The sequence below is a fragment of the Clostridium sp. FS41 genome (assembly GCF_000954015.1).
GTDB classification, from domain to species: Bacteria; Bacillota; Clostridia; order Lachnospirales; family Lachnospiraceae; genus Enterocloster; species Enterocloster citroniae.
In genome coordinates, this window is the sequence record NZ_JYHN01000074.1 from 16,280 (window position 1) to 35,563 (window position 19,284).

Here is a 19,284-nt window from a genome sequence, read left to right on the forward strand (position 1 = left end):
GTCCGCAGATATATGCATGAATCCCATTGATTTAGTAAGAGGTGATCTTATGTTGAAAATAATCGGTCAAACATCTGTTAAATTAACGGCATTCCTGGCAGCGGCCTGTGTGGCCGCGGGTGGGATCTCATCACCGGCCGCCCTGGCCCAGTCCGGCAAGGCGGCGGTGGAGATAGACGATGCCCAGGTGCCCCTTTACAGCAAACCGGCCGGAAGCTATGTGCGCACGCCCATTGCGTCCGGCACAACTACTTATAAGAACGAAAAGGCTACTCTGGACGCCTCCAATGTCTCAGAGGGTTATATCATGGTCAAGTACACGGGCAGCGTTGGGAAGATCAAGATACAGATAACCAAAAGCGGCTCCGAGACTTATACATATGATCTGAACAACAGCGGCGTTTATGAGGTGTTCCCACTGTCGGAGGGCAGCGGATCCTATCAGGTAAAGGTGTTTGAGAATATTCAGGGCAACCAGTATTCCCAGGCCTTCAGCCAGAGCATTGACGCGGGGGTCACCAACCAGTTTGGTCCGTTCCTGTACCCCAACCAGTATGTGAATTTTAATGCTGCCAGCGCAGCGGTCCAGACAGGTGCGGCGGTTGCGGCAGGTGCATCGGATCAGATCGGGGTAGTGGCAGCTATTTACAATTACGTGATTGACAACGTATCCTACGATACGGCCAAGGCCACCTCCGTTCAGTCGGGCTATCTTCCCAATGTGGATGTGGTGCTGGCCCAGAAAAAGGGGATTTGCTTTGATTATGCGGCACTGATGACGGCCATGCTCCGTTCCCAGGACATTCCCACCAAGCTGGTGGTTGGTTATACAGGGAACCTGTATCACGCATGGATCAACGTGTACCTGGAAGGACAGGGCTGGGTGGATAACATTATTTATTTTGATGGGAACAGCTGGAAACTGATGGATCCCACATTTGCATCCTCCAGCGGCCAAAGCCAGGAGATCATGCAGTACATTGGCAATGGCGCCAATTATAAGGCAAAATACAGCTATTAACAGGAGGCAAGGAGATGGCAAAGCAAGGAGAGGCGTATTACCGCTATTCCTACCGGGAGCTGTCCGCGTTCTGCCTGCAGATATCACTGCTGCTGGAAGCCGCGGTGCCGCTGGATGAGGGTCTTTCCATTATGGCCGAGGACGCGGCGGACAAAAAGGAAAAGGATATGCTGCTCTACATGGCGGAGGGCGTGGAACTGGGAGATCCTTTTTTTAAGGTGCTGGAAGACGCAAAGGTATTTCCTGACTATGTGGTGAAGATGGCTAAGCTGGGCCAGCAGACAGGCACCATGGACCAGATGATGCAGTCCCTTTCCCAATATTATGATAAGGAATACCGCCTGATACAGGCCATCAAGAATGCAGTGACCTATCCCATTATGATGGTTGTCATGCTTTTGGTGGTTTTGTTTGTTCTGTTTTCACGGGTCATGCCGGTATTTAACAAGGTGTATGAGCAGCTGGGGGCTCAGATGTCCCCGGTGGCTGTCTCGGCGATCCGCCTGGGAGGCGTATTCAGCGGAGGCGCCCTGGTGGTATCCGCCCTTTTGGCAGTGTTCATAGGCGGTATCTGGCTGGCTTCCAGGTTTGGCAAGAAGTTTGGCTTTGTGGAGCGGTTCATCAGCTATGTAAAGGGACGCAGCAAGATTGCCCTGGCCGTGGCCAACCGCCGTTTTACCGCTGTGCTGGCCCTGACCTTAAAGAGTGGAATGGAGCTGGAAAAGGGAATGGAACTGGCAAGGGAACTGGTTGCCAACCAGACAGTGGCTGAGCGCATTGGCAAATGTTCGGAACAGCTTCAGATGGGCGAGAGTTATTACCAGTCTATGAAGGACACTGGCCTGTTCTCAGGCTTTTATATACAGATGATCAAAGTGGGAAGCAGAAGCGGCCATCTGGATCAGGTCATGGAGGAAATCTCCGGTGATTACGAGGAGATGGCGGATGCCGCCATAGACAATATGATCGCCAGGTTTGAACCTACGATCGTAGCGGTCCTGGCAGTGTCTGTGGGGTTGGTGCTACTGTCTGTCATGCTTCCGCTGGTGGGAGTGCTGTCAGCGATCGGTTAGGAGGCCGGGTCATGAAGGTTCGGGACACAAAGAAAGAAAAGAATACCGTATATGGCTACCTGTTATCCCTGACAGCCATGGCAGTGGCAGTGGCGGTATTTGCCATTGTCACAATGAATTTTGCGGGCCGGACAGGGGGCAGGGAGGAAGAGACTTTAAAAAAAGCCGTTACAAGGGCTTCGGTCCAGTGTTATGCCATTGAGGGGCGTTATCCGCCCAGCGTGGAATATTTGGAGGAAAATTACGGGGTTCAGATCAACCGTAAGAAATATAATGTATTTTACGATGGCTTTGCATCCAATGTAATGCCGGAGATCAATATCATACCCATAGAGGAATAGGGGGCAACAGAATGATTCAGAAAACAGAGAAAAAGGGCCATACCATGAGTGTGCTTTTTACAATGCTGCTGTTTCTGGTATTTGTTCTGAGTGCCCTTTTTACAGTGCTGATCGGAAGCAGGGTATATGAGAACATTACAGTGCGCAGTGATCTGAATTATACGGGCAATACAGCCCTCAGCTATATTGCCAATAAGGTACGCCAGGGCGACCGGGCCGGCCTTGTGGATGTGGTGGACGTGGACGGGACCGGTGTGCTTGAGATGAAGCAGGAGATCGGGGAATCTGAATACGTGACCTGGATCTACTGGAAGGACGGTACTATCCGCGAGCTGTTTACAGATACTCAGAGCGGGCTGGGGCTGGAGGACGGACTGGAGATACTGGAGTGCGGCGGGCTGGAACTTAAAAAAAGCGGACCGCTGCTGCACATAGAAACGCTGGGAGAAGGGGGAGGCGCCATCAGCCTTTCTCTCAGGAGCGGAGGACTTGAGACGGATGAATAGGAAGAGCGGGTCCGGTTCAGGGCCATTTTTGATGGAAATGCTGGTGGTGGTGGTTTTTTTTATTATCTGCGCCAGCATCTGTGTAATGGTGTTTGTGAAATCAGACCGCATCAGCAGGGATGCCAGGGATATCAATCAGGCGGTCCTCATGGCCCAAAGCCTGGCAGAGGAGCTGAAGGCGGGACAGGAACCCCAGTGGAGCGGGACACTGCCGGACCGGAATATATGGGAGCATCTGGTAAATGCCGACAGCGAGGATCAGGCCCGGGCCGACTGGCTTAAGGAACTGACGGCCGGCCCGGGATACGAGGGGATGCATGCCATATATTGGGACAGCGAGTGGCAGGTTACTGAACCGTCATCCCATACGCCATATCTGGGAATCATTTACCAGGGTACGGTGGACAGCATGAGGCGGGCCGATATCCTGGTGATGCGCTATGATAACGGAGGCGATAAGGGGAAGGTCCTTTACCGCCTTCAGACGGAAGACTATGAGGCTCCGTAGAAGATGGTTTGGGAATATAAAATCCATGAAAGAGGAAACAGATGGCAGGACAGAACTCCAGAAATAAAGTTAATATCGGTGTCTCCTCCCTTATCCTTATTTTTATCGTGCTGTGTATGGCCACCTTTGGCCTGCTTTCCCTGAGCAGCGCCCAGGGGGACTTAATGCTGGCCAGCCGCAATGCAGAAGCGGTCACCGGATATTATGAGGCGGATAACAAGGGACAGCAGTGGCTGAAGGAGGTGGACCAGGTCCTTATGGAAGAGATGGGGAAGGGCCGGGATTCCACCCAGTGCAGCCTGGAAATAAAGGACCGGTTAGGCGAGCTTTATGACCGGGAAGCCGGCCTTATCACCACGGATATCCCCATGGACAGGGGGCAGTCCCTCCACATTGAACTGGTGCTCATGTGCGGGGAAAAACGTTACGAGATAAAATCCTGGTATGTGTACAGCAGTGAGGAGTACGAGATCGACAACTCCATACCGGTATGGGATGGTGGAGCCTCGTCCTCACAGGGGTGAGGGGGATCCTTAAGAGGCGGGGGAAGCTGTTTTTTTGAACATTGGATCCTGTGCGCCTGCAGGCTGGGGACACGTATCGTGATATAAAGGAGCAAGAAGTTATGAATGTTATGGAATTACTCACAGCAGCAGTGGAAAAGAATGCAGCCGATATTTTCCTGATTCCCGGCATGCCCTTTTCCTATAAGATAGGAGGCAGGATCATCTATCAGGGCGATGACAGGATCATGCCGGATGAGATGAATGAGATGATCGGGCAGATCTATGGACTGGCTAAGAACAGGAACATGGAAAAGGTACAGTCCCACGGGGATGATGATTTTTCCTTTGCCATCCCCGGCGTATCCAGGTTCCGTGCCAGCGTATTCAGGCAGAGAGGTTCACTGGCCGGGATCATCCGTGTGGTACGTTTTGAACTGCCGGACGCGGGGCAGCTGCATCTGCCCAAGAGCATCATTGACGTGGCAAAGCTGACCAAGGGCATGGTGCTTGTCACAGGTCCTGCGGGCAGCGGGAAAAGCACCACCCTGGCCTGCATCATAGATGAGATCAACCGTACCAGGAACGCCCATGTCATCACCCTGGAAGATCCCATTGAGTACCTTCACAGGCATAAGCTGAGTGTTGTGACCCAGAGGGAGATCGTGACTGATACGGACAGCTATGTCACCGGCCTGAGGGCATCCCTGCGGCAGGCCCCGGATGTGATTCTCCTGGGTGAAATGAGGGATTATGAAACCATCAGCATTGCCATGACGGCGGCTGAGACAGGACATCTCATCCTGTCCACCCTGCACACCGTGGGGGCGGCTAATACCATTGACAGGGTCATTGATGCATTTCCTCCCAATCAGCAGCAGCAGATCCGGACCCAGCTGGCCATGGTGCTGGACGGGGTCATTTCCCAGCAGCTGATCCCCACCGTGGACGGAGGCGTGCAGCCTGCATTTGAAATCATGTTCCTGAATAATGCCATCCGCAACATGATCCGTGAGTCCAAGATCCACCAGATTGACGGAGTGATCGCCACATCCCAGGAGGAAGGCATGGTATCCATGGACAACAGCCTGATCCGGCTTTACCGCGAAGGCAGGATCTCACGTGAAAATACCATTGCATACAGCAGCAACAGTGAGCTGATGGAAAAGAAATTGGCAAGATAGAGGGATATGGATAGAATAACCGTGAGTCTTTCCTGATATACTATACTTATGTCAGAGGGCAGTCAATGTCCTGGAAAGGAGCAACTCAATGAAGGTGGATAAGAGAAAAGTTGTGATCGTGGGAACCGGAATGGTTGGTATGAGTTATGCGTACAGCCTTCTGAACCAGTCGGTGTGTGACGAACTGGTGCTTATTGATGTAAACAGAAAGAGGGCGGAAGGAGAGGCCATGGACCTAAACCACGGCCTGGCATTTGCCAACGCCAGCATGACCATATATGCAGGTGATTACAATGACTGTTCAGACGCGGATATCGTGGTCATCTGTGCAGGGGTTGCCCAGAAGCAGGGGGAGACAAGGCTGGATCTTTTAAAGCGCAATGCCCAGGTGTTCCGCTCCATTATCGATCCGGTGACTTCCTCGGGATTTAATGGGATCTTCCTGGTAGCCACCAACCCGGTGGATATCATGACAAGGATCACCTGTACATTGTCAGGGTTTAATCCCAGGCGTGTGCTGGGCAGCGGCACGGCCCTGGATACAGCCAGGCTGCGCTACCTTTTGGGGGATTACCTGAAGGCTGACCCAAGGAACGTCCACGCCTATGTGATGGGTGAACATGGGGACAGCGAGTTTGTGCCCTGGAGCCAGGCGCTTTTGGCCACCAAGCCCATCCTGGAACTGTGCAGTGAATCCGGGGATGAACTGTGCCGCACCAGGTTTGAGGAGATCGAGGAGGAGGTGCGCACCGCCGCCTATAAGATCATTGAGGCCAAAAATGCAACATACTATGGCATCGGAATGGCCCTTACAAGGATCACGAAGGCCATTCTGGGCGATGAACACAGTGTGCTCACCGTATCGGCCATGCTCAGGGGAGAGTACGGCCAGAGGGACGTATATGTGGGCGTGCCGTGTATTATTAACCAGAACGGGATCCAGCGGGTTCTGCCCCTGTCGCTGACAGAGGAGGAGCTTGAGAAGCTGGGCCGGTCCTGTGATACACTCAGGGAGAGCTACGAAGGTATTTTTTAGACAGCAGAAGCCGGATGTTCCAATACTGTTGTGGCATCCGGCATTTCACTTCAATTTTGTATACGGATCACTTGTATTATCACTTGTGTTCTCTGCCTGACAGGAGTCTGACAGGGGAAAATAAAAAAAGTAAAATTAGTTGTTGACAAATATCTGGGCTCATGATAATATATACAAGGTTCGCGTGAGCGATACCAAATAAAGTTGCTGCTGTGGCTCAGTCGGTAGAGCGTCGCATTGGTAGTGCGGAGGTCACGGGTCCGATTCCCGTCAGCAGCTGAATGGATCCCTTGATTATTCAAGGGATTTTTTTGTTGCCCAAAAGCCATCCAAAGGTTCCGCCTTCAGAACGGAGGGGCATGTAATTGTTCCGTTTCTACAATTAATTTTGAATAATTACAAAATAAGCCCAAATTAATCATAAATAGAAAAATAATATCCGGGCAAATCCCTTCCGTTTTTAGCCACTTTGTGATAAGATTGATATTGTCCGTAAAATACAATCTTTTTGTAATGCGTTAATTGTGAGTTATTGTCATATATATGGGGGAGACTGCATGAGTAAATTTGTGAGTGATTTCATACGGGGGTCAGATATTTTTAGATATGCTGACTTCCGTTTTTTCTTTTTGGCAGGGGGGCTAATGAATGCTTGACTGGATACTTGGCCTGGGGGCTTTTGGGATGTTTTTTTTGTATGACTGGAACAGGGTCTTTCTTAAAAAGCAGTGGATGTCCCACCTGTTTGCAGCCGGGAATGTGTGTCTGGCAGTGGTGGCTGTCCGTCTGGTGCGGCTGTCCCTGACCGTAAGGTTTGGGGGATGGCTTTTGTGGCTTACGGGAGCGGCTGTTTTCCTGGCCCTTCTCATTTATACACTGTATTTTGCCCTCCCCTTTGACAGTACTTACTGCAAGGAGGCGGACCTGCACACGGTGTGCAGGAGCGGGATGTACGGCTGGTGCCGCCATCCGGGTATCTGGTGGTTTTTCGGATGCTTTTTCTGTCTGGGCATGTCCACTTCCCTTGGGGAACGGGTGATACTCTGCCTGGTCCTGTCCTTTCTCAACCTGCTGTATGCCTGGTACCAGGACCGCTGCATCTTTGCGGCGGAGTTTTCTGATTACGAGGATTATAAGAGAACCGTGCCATTTTTGATACCGAATTTCATACAAAACAGTAAAAGGCGGTGAGGATCAATGACATTTGAGGAAAAGCTGGCTAACCAGGAGTACGACCGGATCTGGCAGGAATACTGCGGTTTCCTGGATCTGGATATGGAATCCTATATGAGGATACAGCGAAGGCTGCTGGAAGAACAGATCCGGCTCTGGAGCAGCAGTCCCCTGGGGCAGAAGATATTAAAGGGCAGAACTCCTTCTAATGTGGAGGAATTCCGTTCCATGGTGCCCCTTACCACCTATGAAGACTATGCGGATGTACTGCTTCTAAAAAAGGAGGACATGCTTCCGGATAAGCCCATCATATGGCTTCAGACCACCTGGGAGGGGGGCAAACACCCTATTAAGGTGGCTCCCTACACCAATGCCATGCTGGAGACTTATAAGAATAACATAATCACCTGCCTTATGATGGCTACCAGCAAGGGGAGGGGAAGCTTTGACATCAGTATCGGCGATACCTTTCTCTATGGACTGGCGCCCCTTCCGTATATCACCGGGCTGATACCGCTGGGACTGCAGGACCAGTTTCACATGGAGTTTCTGCCTCCTGTGAATGAAGCGGTGAACATGACGTTTTCCGAGCGCAATAAAAAGGGCTTTAAAATGGGGCTCAGCAAGGGGATCGATTTCTTTTTCGGCATGGGAAGCGTGGCTTATTATGTGAGCATGAGCATCGCCAGTCTGTCCGAAGGCGGCAGGAAAGGGGGATCCTCCTTAAAGAAGCTGTTTACCATGCCACCCAACATGGCTGTGAAGTTCCTTAAGGCAAAAAAACAGTGCCAGAAGGAAAACCGCCAGCTGATGCCAAAGGATCTTTTTAAGCTGAAGGGATTCCTTTGCGCGGGCACCGACAACCGCTGTTATAAGGATGATCTGGAGGAATTGTGGGGCGTGCGTCCGGTGGAGGTATTTGCCGGAACGGAGCCCAGCTTTGTAGGTACAGAGACATGGAACCGCAATGGACTGTACTTTTTCCCTGATGCATGTTTTTATGAGTTCATGCCTCAGGATGAGATGTACAGGAATATGGAGGATCCCTCCTACGCCCCCAAGACCGTGTGCATGGACCAGGTGGTGCCGGGAGAGGTATATGAGCTGGTTCTGACCGTGTTAAAGGGAGGGGCATTTGCCAGGTACCGGGTGGGGGATATGTACCGCTGCCTGGGTCTTGCCAGCAAGGAGGACGACACCAGGATCCCCAGGTTTGAATACATAGACAGGGTTCCGGACATCATCGATATCGCGGGATTTACCCGGATATCGGAGAATTCCATCAAGAATGTGATCGAGCTCTCAGGGTTAGAGGTGGCAGGCTGGGTGGCCCTGAAGGAGTTTACGCCGGATAAGGGCAGGCCGTATCTGCACATGTATGTGGAGCTGGCGCCGGGCACGGTGGTGAACCGTGCGGTGAGCAGGGAATTGTTAAAGGAGCATCTTACCATTTATTTTAAATATGTGGACCAGGATTACCAGGACCTGAAACGGATCCTGGGTATGGACCCGCTGGAGATCACAGTTCTCAGATGCGGCACGTTTAAGGCATACAAGGAAAGGGCTGGAAAGACGCTGAGACATATTAACCCTTCCATCCATGATGTACAGGAGATGGTAAGGATGCAGGAGCCGACAAACAGGCAGAGGAGATATTGAGTGTATGAGAAGTTATGTTTTTATTTCCGTCACAGCCTTATATTTCTACATGTTTCTCATGTTGGCCTTCCTGTCAGCTAAAAAGTCAAAGCTGGTCAGGGATTTCATCGCTGTTTTGGGAAGCATGATCTTATGGACAGGCGGCTCTCTGCTTATGAGGCTTACGGCATGGCCGTCCTACCAGGTATGGTTCCATCTTTCGCTGCTGGGAATTGCCCTGGTACCTTATACGTTCTTTTGTTTTATACGGGATTTCTGCGGCCATTCGCCCAGATCATCCCACCGTATGTGGCTGTTTTTGATATTGGCAGTAAATATCTATAACATGGCCACAAGGCATTTGCTGGAAGCGCCGGAGATCACCTGGATCGGCAGCAATGCGTTTTTCGTGTACCACATGACCTGGCGCGTGGTCGCAATCTACGGCATCTGCTTTCTGGTGGTCATCCATTCAGCGGTCATCATATGGAGCTGCAGGAAGAATAAGAGCGTGTGCTCTAAAGTGGTTCCCCTGTTATCAGGCATCCTGCTGCTCTTTGCAGGCAACATGGCAGTGCCTGTGTTTAACGGGTTTCCCATCGATATCCTGGCAGGGGCGGTGAACGCGGGGGTCATGTTCTACACCCTGTATTCCAGGCATGTGTTTAAGATGACCCTGCTGTTTTCACGGGGAAACTGTTATATCATTGCAATGGCCATCAGCGCCCTGGCGTTTTATAACATTGCCCAGACACTGGAGCAGCTGATACGGACCTCGGTTCCCATGCTGGCGCCCTTTAGTGTTATGATCGTGGCCACCCTGACCATGCTGGCCACCATGCTGATCTATACAGTTGCCAAGGGTTTTTTTGACAAGCTGTTCATAAAAGAGGAGGTGAGCCAGACCGAGCGCCTGAGCGAATACACTTCCCTGGTATCCCAGTCCCTGAGGCTGAATGAGATACTTCAGGGCCTGGTGTCCGTGATCACGGATACCCTTCATGCAAAGAAGATCTATATCTGCATCAATGACGGGCAGGGAAATTATCCGGCCGTGTTCAGCAGCAGCCCTCTGGATGATAAGAATTTTATTTTGAACGGAAGCTCACCCCTTGTGGGCTGGCTGAAGAACCATGACACCTGCCTTTTGCTCAGGGACTTTAAGCGGACAGTGGAGTACAAGTCCATGTGGGAGGAAGAAAAAAGTCAGCTGGAAAATCTGAAGATCGAGTGCCTGCTTCCCCTGAAGGACGGAGATGACCTGGCAGGCCTGGTGCTCCTTGGAGGCAAGGACAAAAAGAGCAAACTGCGGTCAGGCTACACGGAGGAGGATATCATTTTCCTCAACTCCATTGAATCCGTAAGCTCCATTGCAGTAAAGAATTCCAGGCTGTATGAAAAGGCCTACGAGGAGGCCAGGACGGATGAGCTGACCGGCCTTTTAAACAGAAAGTATTTTTATGAGGTGCTGGAAGAAACATTTGAAAAATGCAGACGGACTTCCCTGGCTTTGTCCATTTTTAATGTGGATGACTTTAAGCTGTACAACCAGCTTTACGGCAACCAGGAGGGGGACCGGGCCCTGGTGCATATTGCTCGGATCATCCAGGGCACGGTGGGGGATAATGGTTTCTGCGCCCGCTACAGCGGCAAGGAGTTTGCTGTGATCCTGCCGGACTATGACATCTATTCGGCCCAGAATTTGTCGGAGAATATTTCGCGTCAGATCCAGAACATGAACCGGGACTGCGTGGAGACGTATCTCAAGCCTTTGACTGTCAGCTGCGGCATCTGCGCCATCCCTTACGGGGCGGCCAGTCTGCAGGAACTGGTATCCAATGCGGACTGTGCCGTATATCATGTTAAGCGCTCTGGGAAGAATGGGATCCGGGTCTATTCGGACGGCATCATCGGCATCCGGGACACGGATGAAGGGCTGGCCAAAAAGCACAAGAGCATGTATTCCGAATATGCGCCTACCATCTATGCCCTTACCGCTGCCATTGATGCAAAGGACCACTATACGTTCCAGCATTCCAAAAATGTAGCTTACTATGCGGTATCCATGGGGGAGGCCCTGAGGACCAGCGAGGAGTACAGGGAAATACTCAAGGAGTCCGCCCTGCTCCACGATATAGGAAAGATAGGAATACCTGAGAATATACTGAATAAGACCGGCAAACTCACAGATGAGGAGTACGAGGTAATGAAACGCCACGTGGAGGCATCGGTGGAGATTATCCGCCACCTTCCTTCCATGGATTACGTGATCCCTGCGGTCATCGGTCATCATGAGCGCTATGACGGCAGGGGATACCCCCGCCGCATTGCGGGCAGGGACATTCCCCTTGCGGCCAGGATCCTGTGTATTGCGGATTCCTTTGACGCCATGGTGTCAAAGAGAAGCTATAAGTCCAGCATGTCAGTGGATTTTGCCATCAATGAACTGGAAAAGGGTGCCGGAACCCAGTTTGATCCGGAACTGGTTCCCACATTTGTGGAGCTGGTCCGCACAGGGGTCATAAAACCTGTGCTGGACGAAGTCCAGGAAGAAACATAAAAAACAGCCTGTACGCCCGGTGGGGGATGTACAGGCTGTTTTGAAGATACAGCTGATTGGGGCTACAGCCTGATTTGGGGACAGTGCCTGCTTTCAGAATACCATTTGGACCAATATCATGTAGCACACCGTGCCCAGGGCAATGCTTGCCAGCGTATTTCTTTTCCACAGGTGGAGGACCACCACCACGGCCACGGAGATCAGTTCCGGCAGGCCGTACGGATAGGTTAAGGGCGTGATGCCCTTCAGGCAGTAGACCACCAGCACGGCCATGATGGCGGCCGGAAGCACGCACCCAAGGTAGCGGATCAGCCTGGGCACCTCCTTTTTGCCGCCAAAGAGCAGAAAGGGGAGCCAGCGCGTGACCTGGGTGCACAGGGCGCAGATCAGTATGGTGGACAGTACATAGGCCGGGTTTGAAAGGTTTGTCATGGGTTGGTTTCCTCCATTTTCTTTTCCACTGCTTTTTGAAGGAACAGCAGAAAGGCTACTGTGGCTGCCAGGGCCGGCAGGATAAAGTTGGATGAGCGGATCAGCATCAGGAACAGGGCGCCGCATATAAATCCTGTTATGGCCGGTATGTGGGTCCTGGCTGCCTTCCACTGGTCCACACAGATCACCACGAACAGGGCTGTCATAGCAAAGTCGATCCCTGTGGTGTCAAACCGGATCAGCTCCCCCATCAGGGCGCCCATGACAGAGCCTGCCACCCAGTAACACTGGTCAAACAGGGCGGTGAAAAATGTGGCCGCCTTCCACTCCCTGTCCGTGAAATCCGATGGCCGGGCCATGGAGCACAAAAGGGAGTAGGTCTCGTCCGTCAATGAAAATACCATATAGGGATAGGTGCGTTTCATTTCCTTAAACCGCTGGATAAAGGTCAGTCCGTAGAAGGCATGGCGGCTGTTGATGAACAGGGTCATGACGGCTGTGGTGATAAAGCTCAGCCCGCCGGTGAGGATACCCACCAGGGCAAACTGCATGGAACCGGCATAGACCAGGGCGCTGATGAGAAAGGCCCAGCCCACCCCCAAACCTGATTTTTGAAGCAGGAGTCCGAAGGCAATTCCAAGGAATATGTATCCCAGAAAGATGGGGACCGTCTTTATCAATGCATACTTAGCTGCTTTTTTCATGATTTGGCAATTCTCCTTAATATTTATATACAATTTAGCACATTAATATAGTATAGCAGACAGACAGGAAGATTTCTACCTGAAAATGTATTTTGCCCTTTCACAGACAAAAGAAATGTGTTATGATTATTTATTATACTCAATTAGAATAGTAACCACGGAGGAACAATTATGGCAGAGAAAGACACCGTAATGGAAACAGAGGAAAAGGAGGTAGTCTCCAAGAACTTTATTGAACAGGAGATTGACAAGGACCTGGCGGAGGGCGTATATGACCATGTCCAGACCCGTTTCCCGCCTGAGCCCAACGGTTATTTACACATCGGACATGCCAAGTCCATATTGCTGAATTACGGGCTGGCACAGAAATACGGTGGAAAGTTCAACCTGCGTTTTGATGATACAAACCCAACAAAAGAGAAGACGGAATTTGTGGAGTCCATTATGGCGGATGTAAAGTGGCTGGGCGCTGATTTTGACGACAGGCTGTTTTTTGCATCCAATTATTTTGAGCAGATGTACCAGTGCGCAGTATTCCTGATCAAAAAGGGAAAGGCATTTGTCTGTGACCTGACCGCAGAGGAGATCAGGGAGTACCGCGGAGATTTTACCACTCCGGGCAAGGAGAGCCCATACAGGAACAGGACGCCGGAGGAGAACCTAAAGCTGTTTGAGGATATGAAGGACGGCAAGTACAAGGACGGGGAAAAGGTGCTTCGGGCCAAGATCGACATGGCTTCCCCCAATATCAACATGAGGGATCCGGTCATCTACCGTGTGGCCCATATGGCCCATCATAACACAGGGGACAAGTGGTGCATTTACCCCATGTATGATTTTGCCCACCCTATTGAGGACGCCATTGAGAAGATCACCCACTCCATCTGCACCCTGGAGTTTGAGGATCACAGGCCGCTTTATGACTGGGTGGTGAGGGAATGTGAGTTTGAGAATCCTCCGCGCCAGATTGAATTTGCAAAGCTGTACCTGACCAACGTGGTGACAGGCAAGCGGTATATCAAGAAGCTGGTGGAGGACGGTATTGTGGACGGCTGGGATGATCCGCGCCTTGTATCCATAGCAGCCCTGCGCAGAAGGGGCTACACGCCGGAAGCAATCAAGATGTTTGTGGATCTGGTAGGCGTGTCAAAGGCCAACAGTTCTGTGGATTACGCCATGCTGGAATACTGTATCCGCGAGGACTTAAAGCTTAAAAGACCGCGTATGATGGCTATCCTGGATCCTGTGAAGCTGGTGATCGACAACTATCCCGAGGGCCAGACAGAACTGCTGGATGTCCCCAATAACCTGGAGAATCCGGAATTGGGTGACAGGAAGGTGCCCTTTGGGCGTGAGCTTTATATTGAGAGGGAGGACTTCATGGAAGAGCCGCCCAAGAAGTATTTCCGTATGTTCCCGGGTAATGAGGTGCGGCTTATGGGCGCATATTTTGTGACATGCACCGGATGTGAGAAGGATGAGAACGGCAATGTGACCGTTGTCCATGGAACCTATGATCCTGAGACCAAGAGCGGCTCCGGCTTTGAAGGGCGAAAGGTAAAGGGAACCATCCACTGGGTTGCGGTTCCCACCGCAAGGCAGGTGGAGTGCCGCCTTTATGAGAATATTGTGGATGAGGAAAAGGGCAAGATGAATGAGGACGGAAGCCTGAATTTAAATCCCAATTCCCTTACTGTGCTGAAGAACTGCTTTGTGGAGCCTGCCCTGGCAGAGGGAAAGGCATATGACAGCTATCAGTTTGTGCGCAACGGCTTTTTCTGTGTGGACTGCAAGGACAGCACTTCGGAGCAGCCTGTGTTCAACCGGATCGTATCCCTTAAGAGTTCGTTCAGACTGCCTAAGTAAAGGGGATTTTATCGGGCCGTATCATGGGAACCGTATGAGATAAGAGATGTTAAGAGGAGCCGCGTATTTTATGCGGCTCCTTTTTGGCAGGCGGGGGCAAATGCCACAGGGATATGCCACAGAGATAAATGTTACGCGCGGATGGGCGAAGGACGGGAACGTGCTTCGCGCCCATTTGATCCAGGGGAGGTGCGATGTATGAAGATAGGTGAGTTTTCGCGGGAATTCCAGGTGCCTCAGCACACCATACGGTACTATGTGGAACTGGGGCTGCTGGTCCCCGAGGTGAAGAACCATCAATATAGTTTTAACGAGGACTGCCGGGCGGATATGAAGCTGATCGAAAAGTCAAAGGCGGTGGGGTTCCCTTTAAAGGATATCCACAAGATCCTTTCCCTTAGAAGGCTGTCCAATTTCGCCAGCCCGGAGGACAGCGGACAGCTGGCCCTGTATATGGAGGAGCGCCTGCGGGAACTGGAGCAGGAGAGGGAACAATGGGAACAGAGGAAAAGGCGCCTGGAAAAGCGGATCGCAGATCTGGAGCCGTAGATAACGGGGGGACGGGGATGAAGATACAGGAATTTTCCACATTATACGGGCTTTCGGTGAGGACGGTCCGCTATTATATCCAGCTGGGCCTGCTGCGCCCGGGAAAAAGGGAGGGACAGCTATTCTTTGACCAGGACTGTAAAAGGGAGCTGGAGACTATCCTGGGACTCAGGGAGGATGGGTTTTTGTTAAAGGAGATCGGAGACTGGTTTTCCTGGGAACGGGGGGAGAAACCGGAAGGGGAAATATGGGGACTTAAAAAGGAACTGCTAAGGCAGGTGCACAGGCGTGTGTGCGAACAGGAACAGAAGCTGGATACTGCCTGCAGGGAACTGAGGCAGCAGATAAAAGAATTAAACAGGACTCCGCAGCACCGGCGGGCCGGGATCCATCTGGATATCCTGCCCATCCTGTGCTGCCCCCGCTGCGGCGGATCCCTTGTATATGAGGATACCAGGATCGAGGATCTGGAGATCGTAAAGGGAAAAGCATCCTGTGTCTGCGGATATGAAGCTGAGATCCGGGATGGGATCTATATTGGGGGAGACATGGAGGTGGAGACAGAGGGGAAGGCGGGGAAGGATACGGAAGTGGAAACAGGGAAGGGTACGGAGAAGGACACGGGAAAGGATGAGGGGAGAGGGATGGGGAAAGGTCCCAGGATCGTGCCCATTGACAGGAACCGGGAGACCTACGGGCGCCTGAAGCCGGACGGGGTGAGCCGCCTTCAAAAGAATTTTTACTGGATCCTCAAGGAGATACAGTCCCAGCCTCTAAAGGGAAAAGTGATATTGGAAAATTTTGTAAACACCATCTGCTTTTTGAGCACCGGGATCCTGTATCTGGACCCGGAGGCAATTTATATTATCGCGGATTCCGATCTGTCGGTGATCCGGGATATCAAGGCCAGGATCGAGACGCTGGACCGGCGCTATCAGATCTTATATCTTGTGACAGACACACTGGCCTATCCGCTGAAGGGGGGATCCGTGGATATTGTGCTGGATTATTTCCACACCGAGATTATCCAGGGATTTAACATATCCTCCCTGGAGCGGGCCATGGCGCCCTATGTCCATAAAGGATCACGGGCAGTGGGGATCTTCACCTATATCAAAAAAGGCAGCAGGACTCTTGCCAATAACAGGCGCAAGTTTCCGGATTCCTACAGGGACAGGTTTATTCTGCGGGCGTTAAAGGAGGACCTTAAATCCTGCAGCCTGGTGACCCTGAAGGAGCAGGATGAAAATACCCTGACATTTTCCGTCATTGAATCTTACGAAGAGGGGGACCTTTTGGGAGAGTATTGTTTTCTGGCCGAATACAGGTAAATATGAGTTTTACAGTCAACTTTAGATTTTGAGAAAAAATACTTTATATTATAGGTTGACAGTATGTGCAGGTCATGGTGTTTAATTAGGACAGAAACAGAAAGCGCGCATGACTGGATTCAAAGCATATACGTAGAAAACTTATAATAAGGAGGTCCTTTTATGGATAAGGGGAAGGGACAGGTGGCCGACCGGCCTCAGGAGCTGAAACGCAAGCTGGGACTGGGAGCCGTGGTATCCCTGGGGGTTGGGACCGTGATCGGTTCAGGTATATTTTCATCGGTGGGGGAGGTGGCCGCTGCCTCAGGATGTGCGGCGATCACGATCCTGGCATTTATAGTGGGCGGGATCATCATGATCCCTCAGAACATGGTGGCTGCGGAGATTACGGCCGCATGTCCGGATGACGGAGGGTTCTATGTCTGGTTCAGGGAGGCGGGAAGCAGGCCGCTAGCATTCCTGTGCGGCTGGACCACGTTCTGGGGAGGGGATCCGCCGTCCTATTCCATCATGGCCCTGGCTTTGGCGGACTACATAGCATTTTTTATTCCCGGGATTGCCGGGATCGGCATCAAGCTGCTGGCCACTGCTCTGATCGTGACATTCATGATCATCAACATGCGTTCCGTGGAGGTGGGCGGCAAGTTCCTCACCTTTATGACCAGTTTTAAAATGCTTCTCTTTGCGCTTCTCATCGGCGTGGGACTGTTTTATGCGGACAAGACCATGATAAGCGCACCGGCCATGGCAGGGGCATCCACCGGGTTTAAGGCACTGGCAGGCGTTTCCGCCACCACATGGTCCTATGCGGGGATGGCCACGGCCTGTTCCATGGCAGGGGAGGTGAAGGATCCGGAAAAGACCATTCCAAAAGCCCTGATCATTACGGTTTTTGTCATCATTGCCATTTACACCAGTCTGGCAGCAGCTGTCACCGGCCTTCTGCCCATGAATCTTTTAACCGCATCCTCCGCACCGGTGGCTGAGGCGGCTGCGCAGATTCCGGTGATCGGTTCGGCAGCAGGCGTTATGACCGCATTTATCGCCATTATCGTTATTATCGCATCTCTCCACGGGACCATCATGTGCCAGCCGAGGATCGAGTATGCAATGGCAAAGGATGGCCTGTTTTTTCGGAAATTTGCTGAGATCCATCCCAAGTGGGAGACACCGGCCAACTCCATCATGTATTCCTGCGCTGTTTCCATTGTCCTGGTATTTGCAGCGGATATCGGAGCCTTGTTAGGATTCTTTTCCTTCGTGGCCCTGTGTAAAAATGCCCTTTCCTTTGCAACCATGTTTAAGCTGCATAAGAAAGCGGATTATAATCCTTCCTGGAAATGCCCGGCCTGGCTGCTTATGACCATCCTGTCCGTGGGAGCCAATGTGGTCCTCCTTGTGTCTACCTTTTTGTGGGCGCCCTACAAGAGCCTGTTCAGTGCCTTTGTAGTGGTGGCTACCGGGCTTCCCGCCTATTATTTCTGGGAGAGCAAAAACAGAAAGGAAGGTAGGGCCTGATGATGGAAAACCTCGTATTTGCCCTGAAGGGCGCAGTTGTGTATACGGAGGAAAAAGAGCGTTTTATCTGCCATGACAATGCATATGTTGTGTGTGAAAATGGAGTTTCGGCCGGGGTATACAGAGAACTGCCGGCAAACTATAAGGATATCCAGGTGATGGATTACGGCAGCCATGTGATCATTCCCGGACTGTGTGACCTGCACCTTCATGCTCCCCAGTACGGTTTTCGGGGCCTGGGCCGCAACATTGAAGCCGATGGCTGGGGAACCTGGTTTGATATCTATGCGTTTCCCGAGGAAAGCCATTACAGGGATCTGGAATATGCGGCCAGGGCATATGAACGTTTTACCCATGATCTGATGAAGACCACCACCACCACCAGGGCGGTGATGTTTGCCACCATCCACCGGCCCGCCACCGAACTGCTCATGTCAATGCTGTATAAAAAGGGGTTTGCAGCCTATGTGGGGAAGGTCAATATGGACCGCAATTCCATGGAGGGTCTGGTGGAGACCACAGAGGAAAGCCTGCGCGAGACAGAAGAGTGGCTGCGTGACTGCGGGGGCCTGTACGGCCCGGTAAAGCCTGTGATCACCCCCCGGTATGTTCCCACCTGCACGAACCAGCTGCTGGAGGGGTTGGGAGCATTGGCGGAAAAATACAATGTGCCTGTGCAGTCCCACCTGTCCGAGGGTCTGGATGAGATCAAGTGGGTGAATGAACTGGAGCCGGGGCTGACATGTTATGGGGAGGCCTATGACAGATACGGCCTTATGGGGTCTGCAGTCCCGGCCGTGATGGCCCACTGTGTCTTTCCAAATGAAGCAGAGATGGAGCTGATGAGGGAGCGGAAGGTGATGGTTGCCCATTGTCCGGAGTGCAACATGTTTGCCGCCAACATTGCGCCTGTGAGGGAATATCTGGATTCCGGCATTGCCGTGGGCCTGGGCTCAGACATGGCGGGTGTGGGGCATCTGGAAATGTTCCAGGTGGTAAAACATGCCATCCTGGCATCCAGGGTCAGATGGGCCCAGACAGAGCGGGGGGACGACCCTGACGCGGTCATGGGAGGATTGTCCTGGTCGGAAGCATTTTACCTGGCAACCAAAGGGGGAGGAAGCTTCTGGGGCAAAGCAGGCAGTTTTGAACCGGGGTACCTGTTTGACGCAGTGGTGCTGGATGATACGTCCATTGCGGATCTGAGCCGGCGTTCCACCTGTGAGCGGATCGAACGGCTGATCCAGGCCGGAGATGACAGGAATATTGTTGCAAAATATATTGAGGGGAGACTGGTATACGGATCCAGCAAGTGAAAAACGCTGTAACTGGGAAATGGAT

At 51.9% G+C, this 19,284-nt stretch carries 18 protein-coding genes and 1 tRNA gene; 17 read left to right on the forward strand and 2 right to left on the reverse strand.

Annotated features, from left to right (window positions below; all coding sequences use genetic code 11):
- The first annotated feature begins 49 nt into the window (after positions 1-49).
- The 12 genes from CLFS41_RS24995 to CLFS41_RS25050 all read left to right on the forward strand — a co-directional run bounded on the left by CLFS41_RS24995 (position 50) and on the right by CLFS41_RS25050 (position 11,543).
- Positions 50-1,021, forward strand: coding sequence for a transglutaminase-like domain-containing protein (locus CLFS41_RS24995; RefSeq protein ID WP_052665861.1), 972 nt, complete (start codon positions 50-52; stop codon positions 1,019-1,021).
- 14 nt (positions 1,022-1,035) lie between these two features.
- Positions 1,036-2,094: a type II secretion system F family protein gene (locus CLFS41_RS25000; protein ID WP_045093843.1), complete on the forward strand. Its 1,059-nt coding sequence runs from the start codon at positions 1,036-1,038 to the stop codon at positions 2,092-2,094.
- 11 nt (positions 2,095-2,105) lie between these two features.
- Positions 2,106-2,435: a hypothetical protein gene (locus CLFS41_RS25005; RefSeq protein WP_007867027.1), complete on the forward strand. Its 330-nt coding sequence runs from the start codon at positions 2,106-2,108 to the stop codon at positions 2,433-2,435.
- Between the two features lie 11 nt (positions 2,436-2,446).
- The gene (locus CLFS41_RS25010) at positions 2,447-2,941 is read left to right on the forward strand and encodes a DUF4860 domain-containing protein (protein WP_045093844.1); all 495 of its coding nucleotides are present in this window, start codon (positions 2,447-2,449) and stop codon (positions 2,939-2,941) included.
- On the forward strand, positions 2,934-3,449 hold the full coding sequence (locus tag CLFS41_RS25015) for a hypothetical protein (RefSeq protein WP_045093845.1): 516 nt from the start codon (positions 2,934-2,936) through the stop codon (positions 3,447-3,449). Before CLFS41_RS25010 ends, CLFS41_RS25015 begins: the two co-directional genes overlap by 8 nt.
- A 41-nt stretch (positions 3,450-3,490) precedes the next feature.
- Positions 3,491-3,973 (forward strand): hypothetical protein, encoded by a 483-nt coding sequence (locus tag CLFS41_RS25020; protein WP_045093846.1) that lies wholly within the window; start codon positions 3,491-3,493, stop codon positions 3,971-3,973.
- Between the two features lie 101 nt (positions 3,974-4,074).
- Positions 4,075-5,136 carry a PilT/PilU family type 4a pilus ATPase gene (locus tag CLFS41_RS25025; RefSeq protein WP_007867002.1) on the forward strand — a complete coding sequence of 354 codons (1,062 nt, stop codon included), beginning with the start codon at positions 4,075-4,077 and terminating at the stop codon, positions 5,134-5,136.
- An 88-nt stretch (positions 5,137-5,224) separates the two neighbouring features.
- A complete protein-coding gene (locus tag CLFS41_RS25030) occupies positions 5,225-6,172 on the forward strand; it encodes an L-lactate dehydrogenase (protein ID WP_007866999.1) in 948 nt (315 codons plus the stop codon).
- A 206-nt stretch (positions 6,173-6,378) separates the two neighbouring features.
- Positions 6,379-6,451 (forward strand) — tRNA-Thr (locus tag CLFS41_RS25035).
- Between the two features lie 369 nt (positions 6,452-6,820).
- Entirely contained in the window at positions 6,821-7,363 is a 543-nt protein-coding gene (locus tag CLFS41_RS25040; RefSeq protein ID WP_007866996.1) for a hypothetical protein, read from the forward strand.
- A gap of 6 nt (positions 7,364-7,369) precedes the next feature.
- Complete coding sequence (locus CLFS41_RS25045) at positions 7,370-9,004, forward strand: GH3 auxin-responsive promoter family protein (RefSeq protein WP_045093847.1); 1,635 nt, start codon at positions 7,370-7,372, stop codon at positions 9,002-9,004.
- A gap of 4 nt (positions 9,005-9,008) precedes the next feature.
- Entirely contained in the window at positions 9,009-11,543 is a 2,535-nt protein-coding gene (locus CLFS41_RS25050) for an HD domain-containing phosphohydrolase (RefSeq protein ID WP_045093848.1), read from the forward strand.
- 93 nt (positions 11,544-11,636) lie between these two features.
- Here the strand turns inward: CLFS41_RS25050 and CLFS41_RS25055 are convergent, their stop codons facing one another.
- Both CLFS41_RS25055 and CLFS41_RS25060 read right to left on the reverse strand, forming a co-directional pair.
- Positions 11,637-11,975: a branched-chain amino acid transporter permease gene (locus CLFS41_RS25055; RefSeq protein ID WP_045093849.1), complete on the reverse strand. Its 339-nt coding sequence runs from the start codon at positions 11,973-11,975 to the stop codon at positions 11,637-11,639.
- Positions 11,972-12,679, reverse strand: coding sequence for an AzlC family ABC transporter permease (locus CLFS41_RS25060; protein WP_007866980.1), 708 nt, complete (start codon positions 12,677-12,679; stop codon positions 11,972-11,974). Before CLFS41_RS25060 ends, CLFS41_RS25055 begins: the two co-directional genes overlap by 4 nt.
- A gap of 171 nt (positions 12,680-12,850) precedes the next feature.
- Between CLFS41_RS25060 and CLFS41_RS25065 the strand changes: the two genes are divergently transcribed.
- From CLFS41_RS25065 to CLFS41_RS25085, 5 genes are all read left to right on the forward strand, one after another.
- Positions 12,851-14,545: a glutamine--tRNA ligase/YqeY domain fusion protein gene (locus CLFS41_RS25065; protein WP_045093850.1), complete on the forward strand. Its 1,695-nt coding sequence runs from the start codon at positions 12,851-12,853 to the stop codon at positions 14,543-14,545.
- Positions 14,546-14,743: 198 nt separating this feature from the next.
- Positions 14,744-15,094: a MerR family transcriptional regulator gene (locus CLFS41_RS25070; protein WP_007866977.1), complete on the forward strand. Its 351-nt coding sequence runs from the start codon at positions 14,744-14,746 to the stop codon at positions 15,092-15,094.
- Positions 15,095-15,111: 17 nt separating this feature from the next.
- Positions 15,112-16,425: a MerR family transcriptional regulator gene (locus CLFS41_RS25075; RefSeq protein WP_207642654.1), complete on the forward strand. Its 1,314-nt coding sequence runs from the start codon at positions 15,112-15,114 to the stop codon at positions 16,423-16,425.
- Positions 16,426-16,587: 162 nt separating this feature from the next.
- The gene (locus CLFS41_RS25080; protein ID WP_045093852.1) at positions 16,588-17,943 is read left to right on the forward strand and encodes an amino acid permease; all 1,356 of its coding nucleotides are present in this window, start codon (positions 16,588-16,590) and stop codon (positions 17,941-17,943) included.
- Complete coding sequence (locus CLFS41_RS25085) at positions 17,943-19,259, forward strand: amidohydrolase family protein (protein WP_045093853.1); 1,317 nt, start codon at positions 17,943-17,945, stop codon at positions 19,257-19,259. The genes CLFS41_RS25080 and CLFS41_RS25085 overlap by 1 nt, the downstream gene beginning before the upstream one ends.
- Positions 19,260-19,284: the final 25 nt, after the last annotated feature.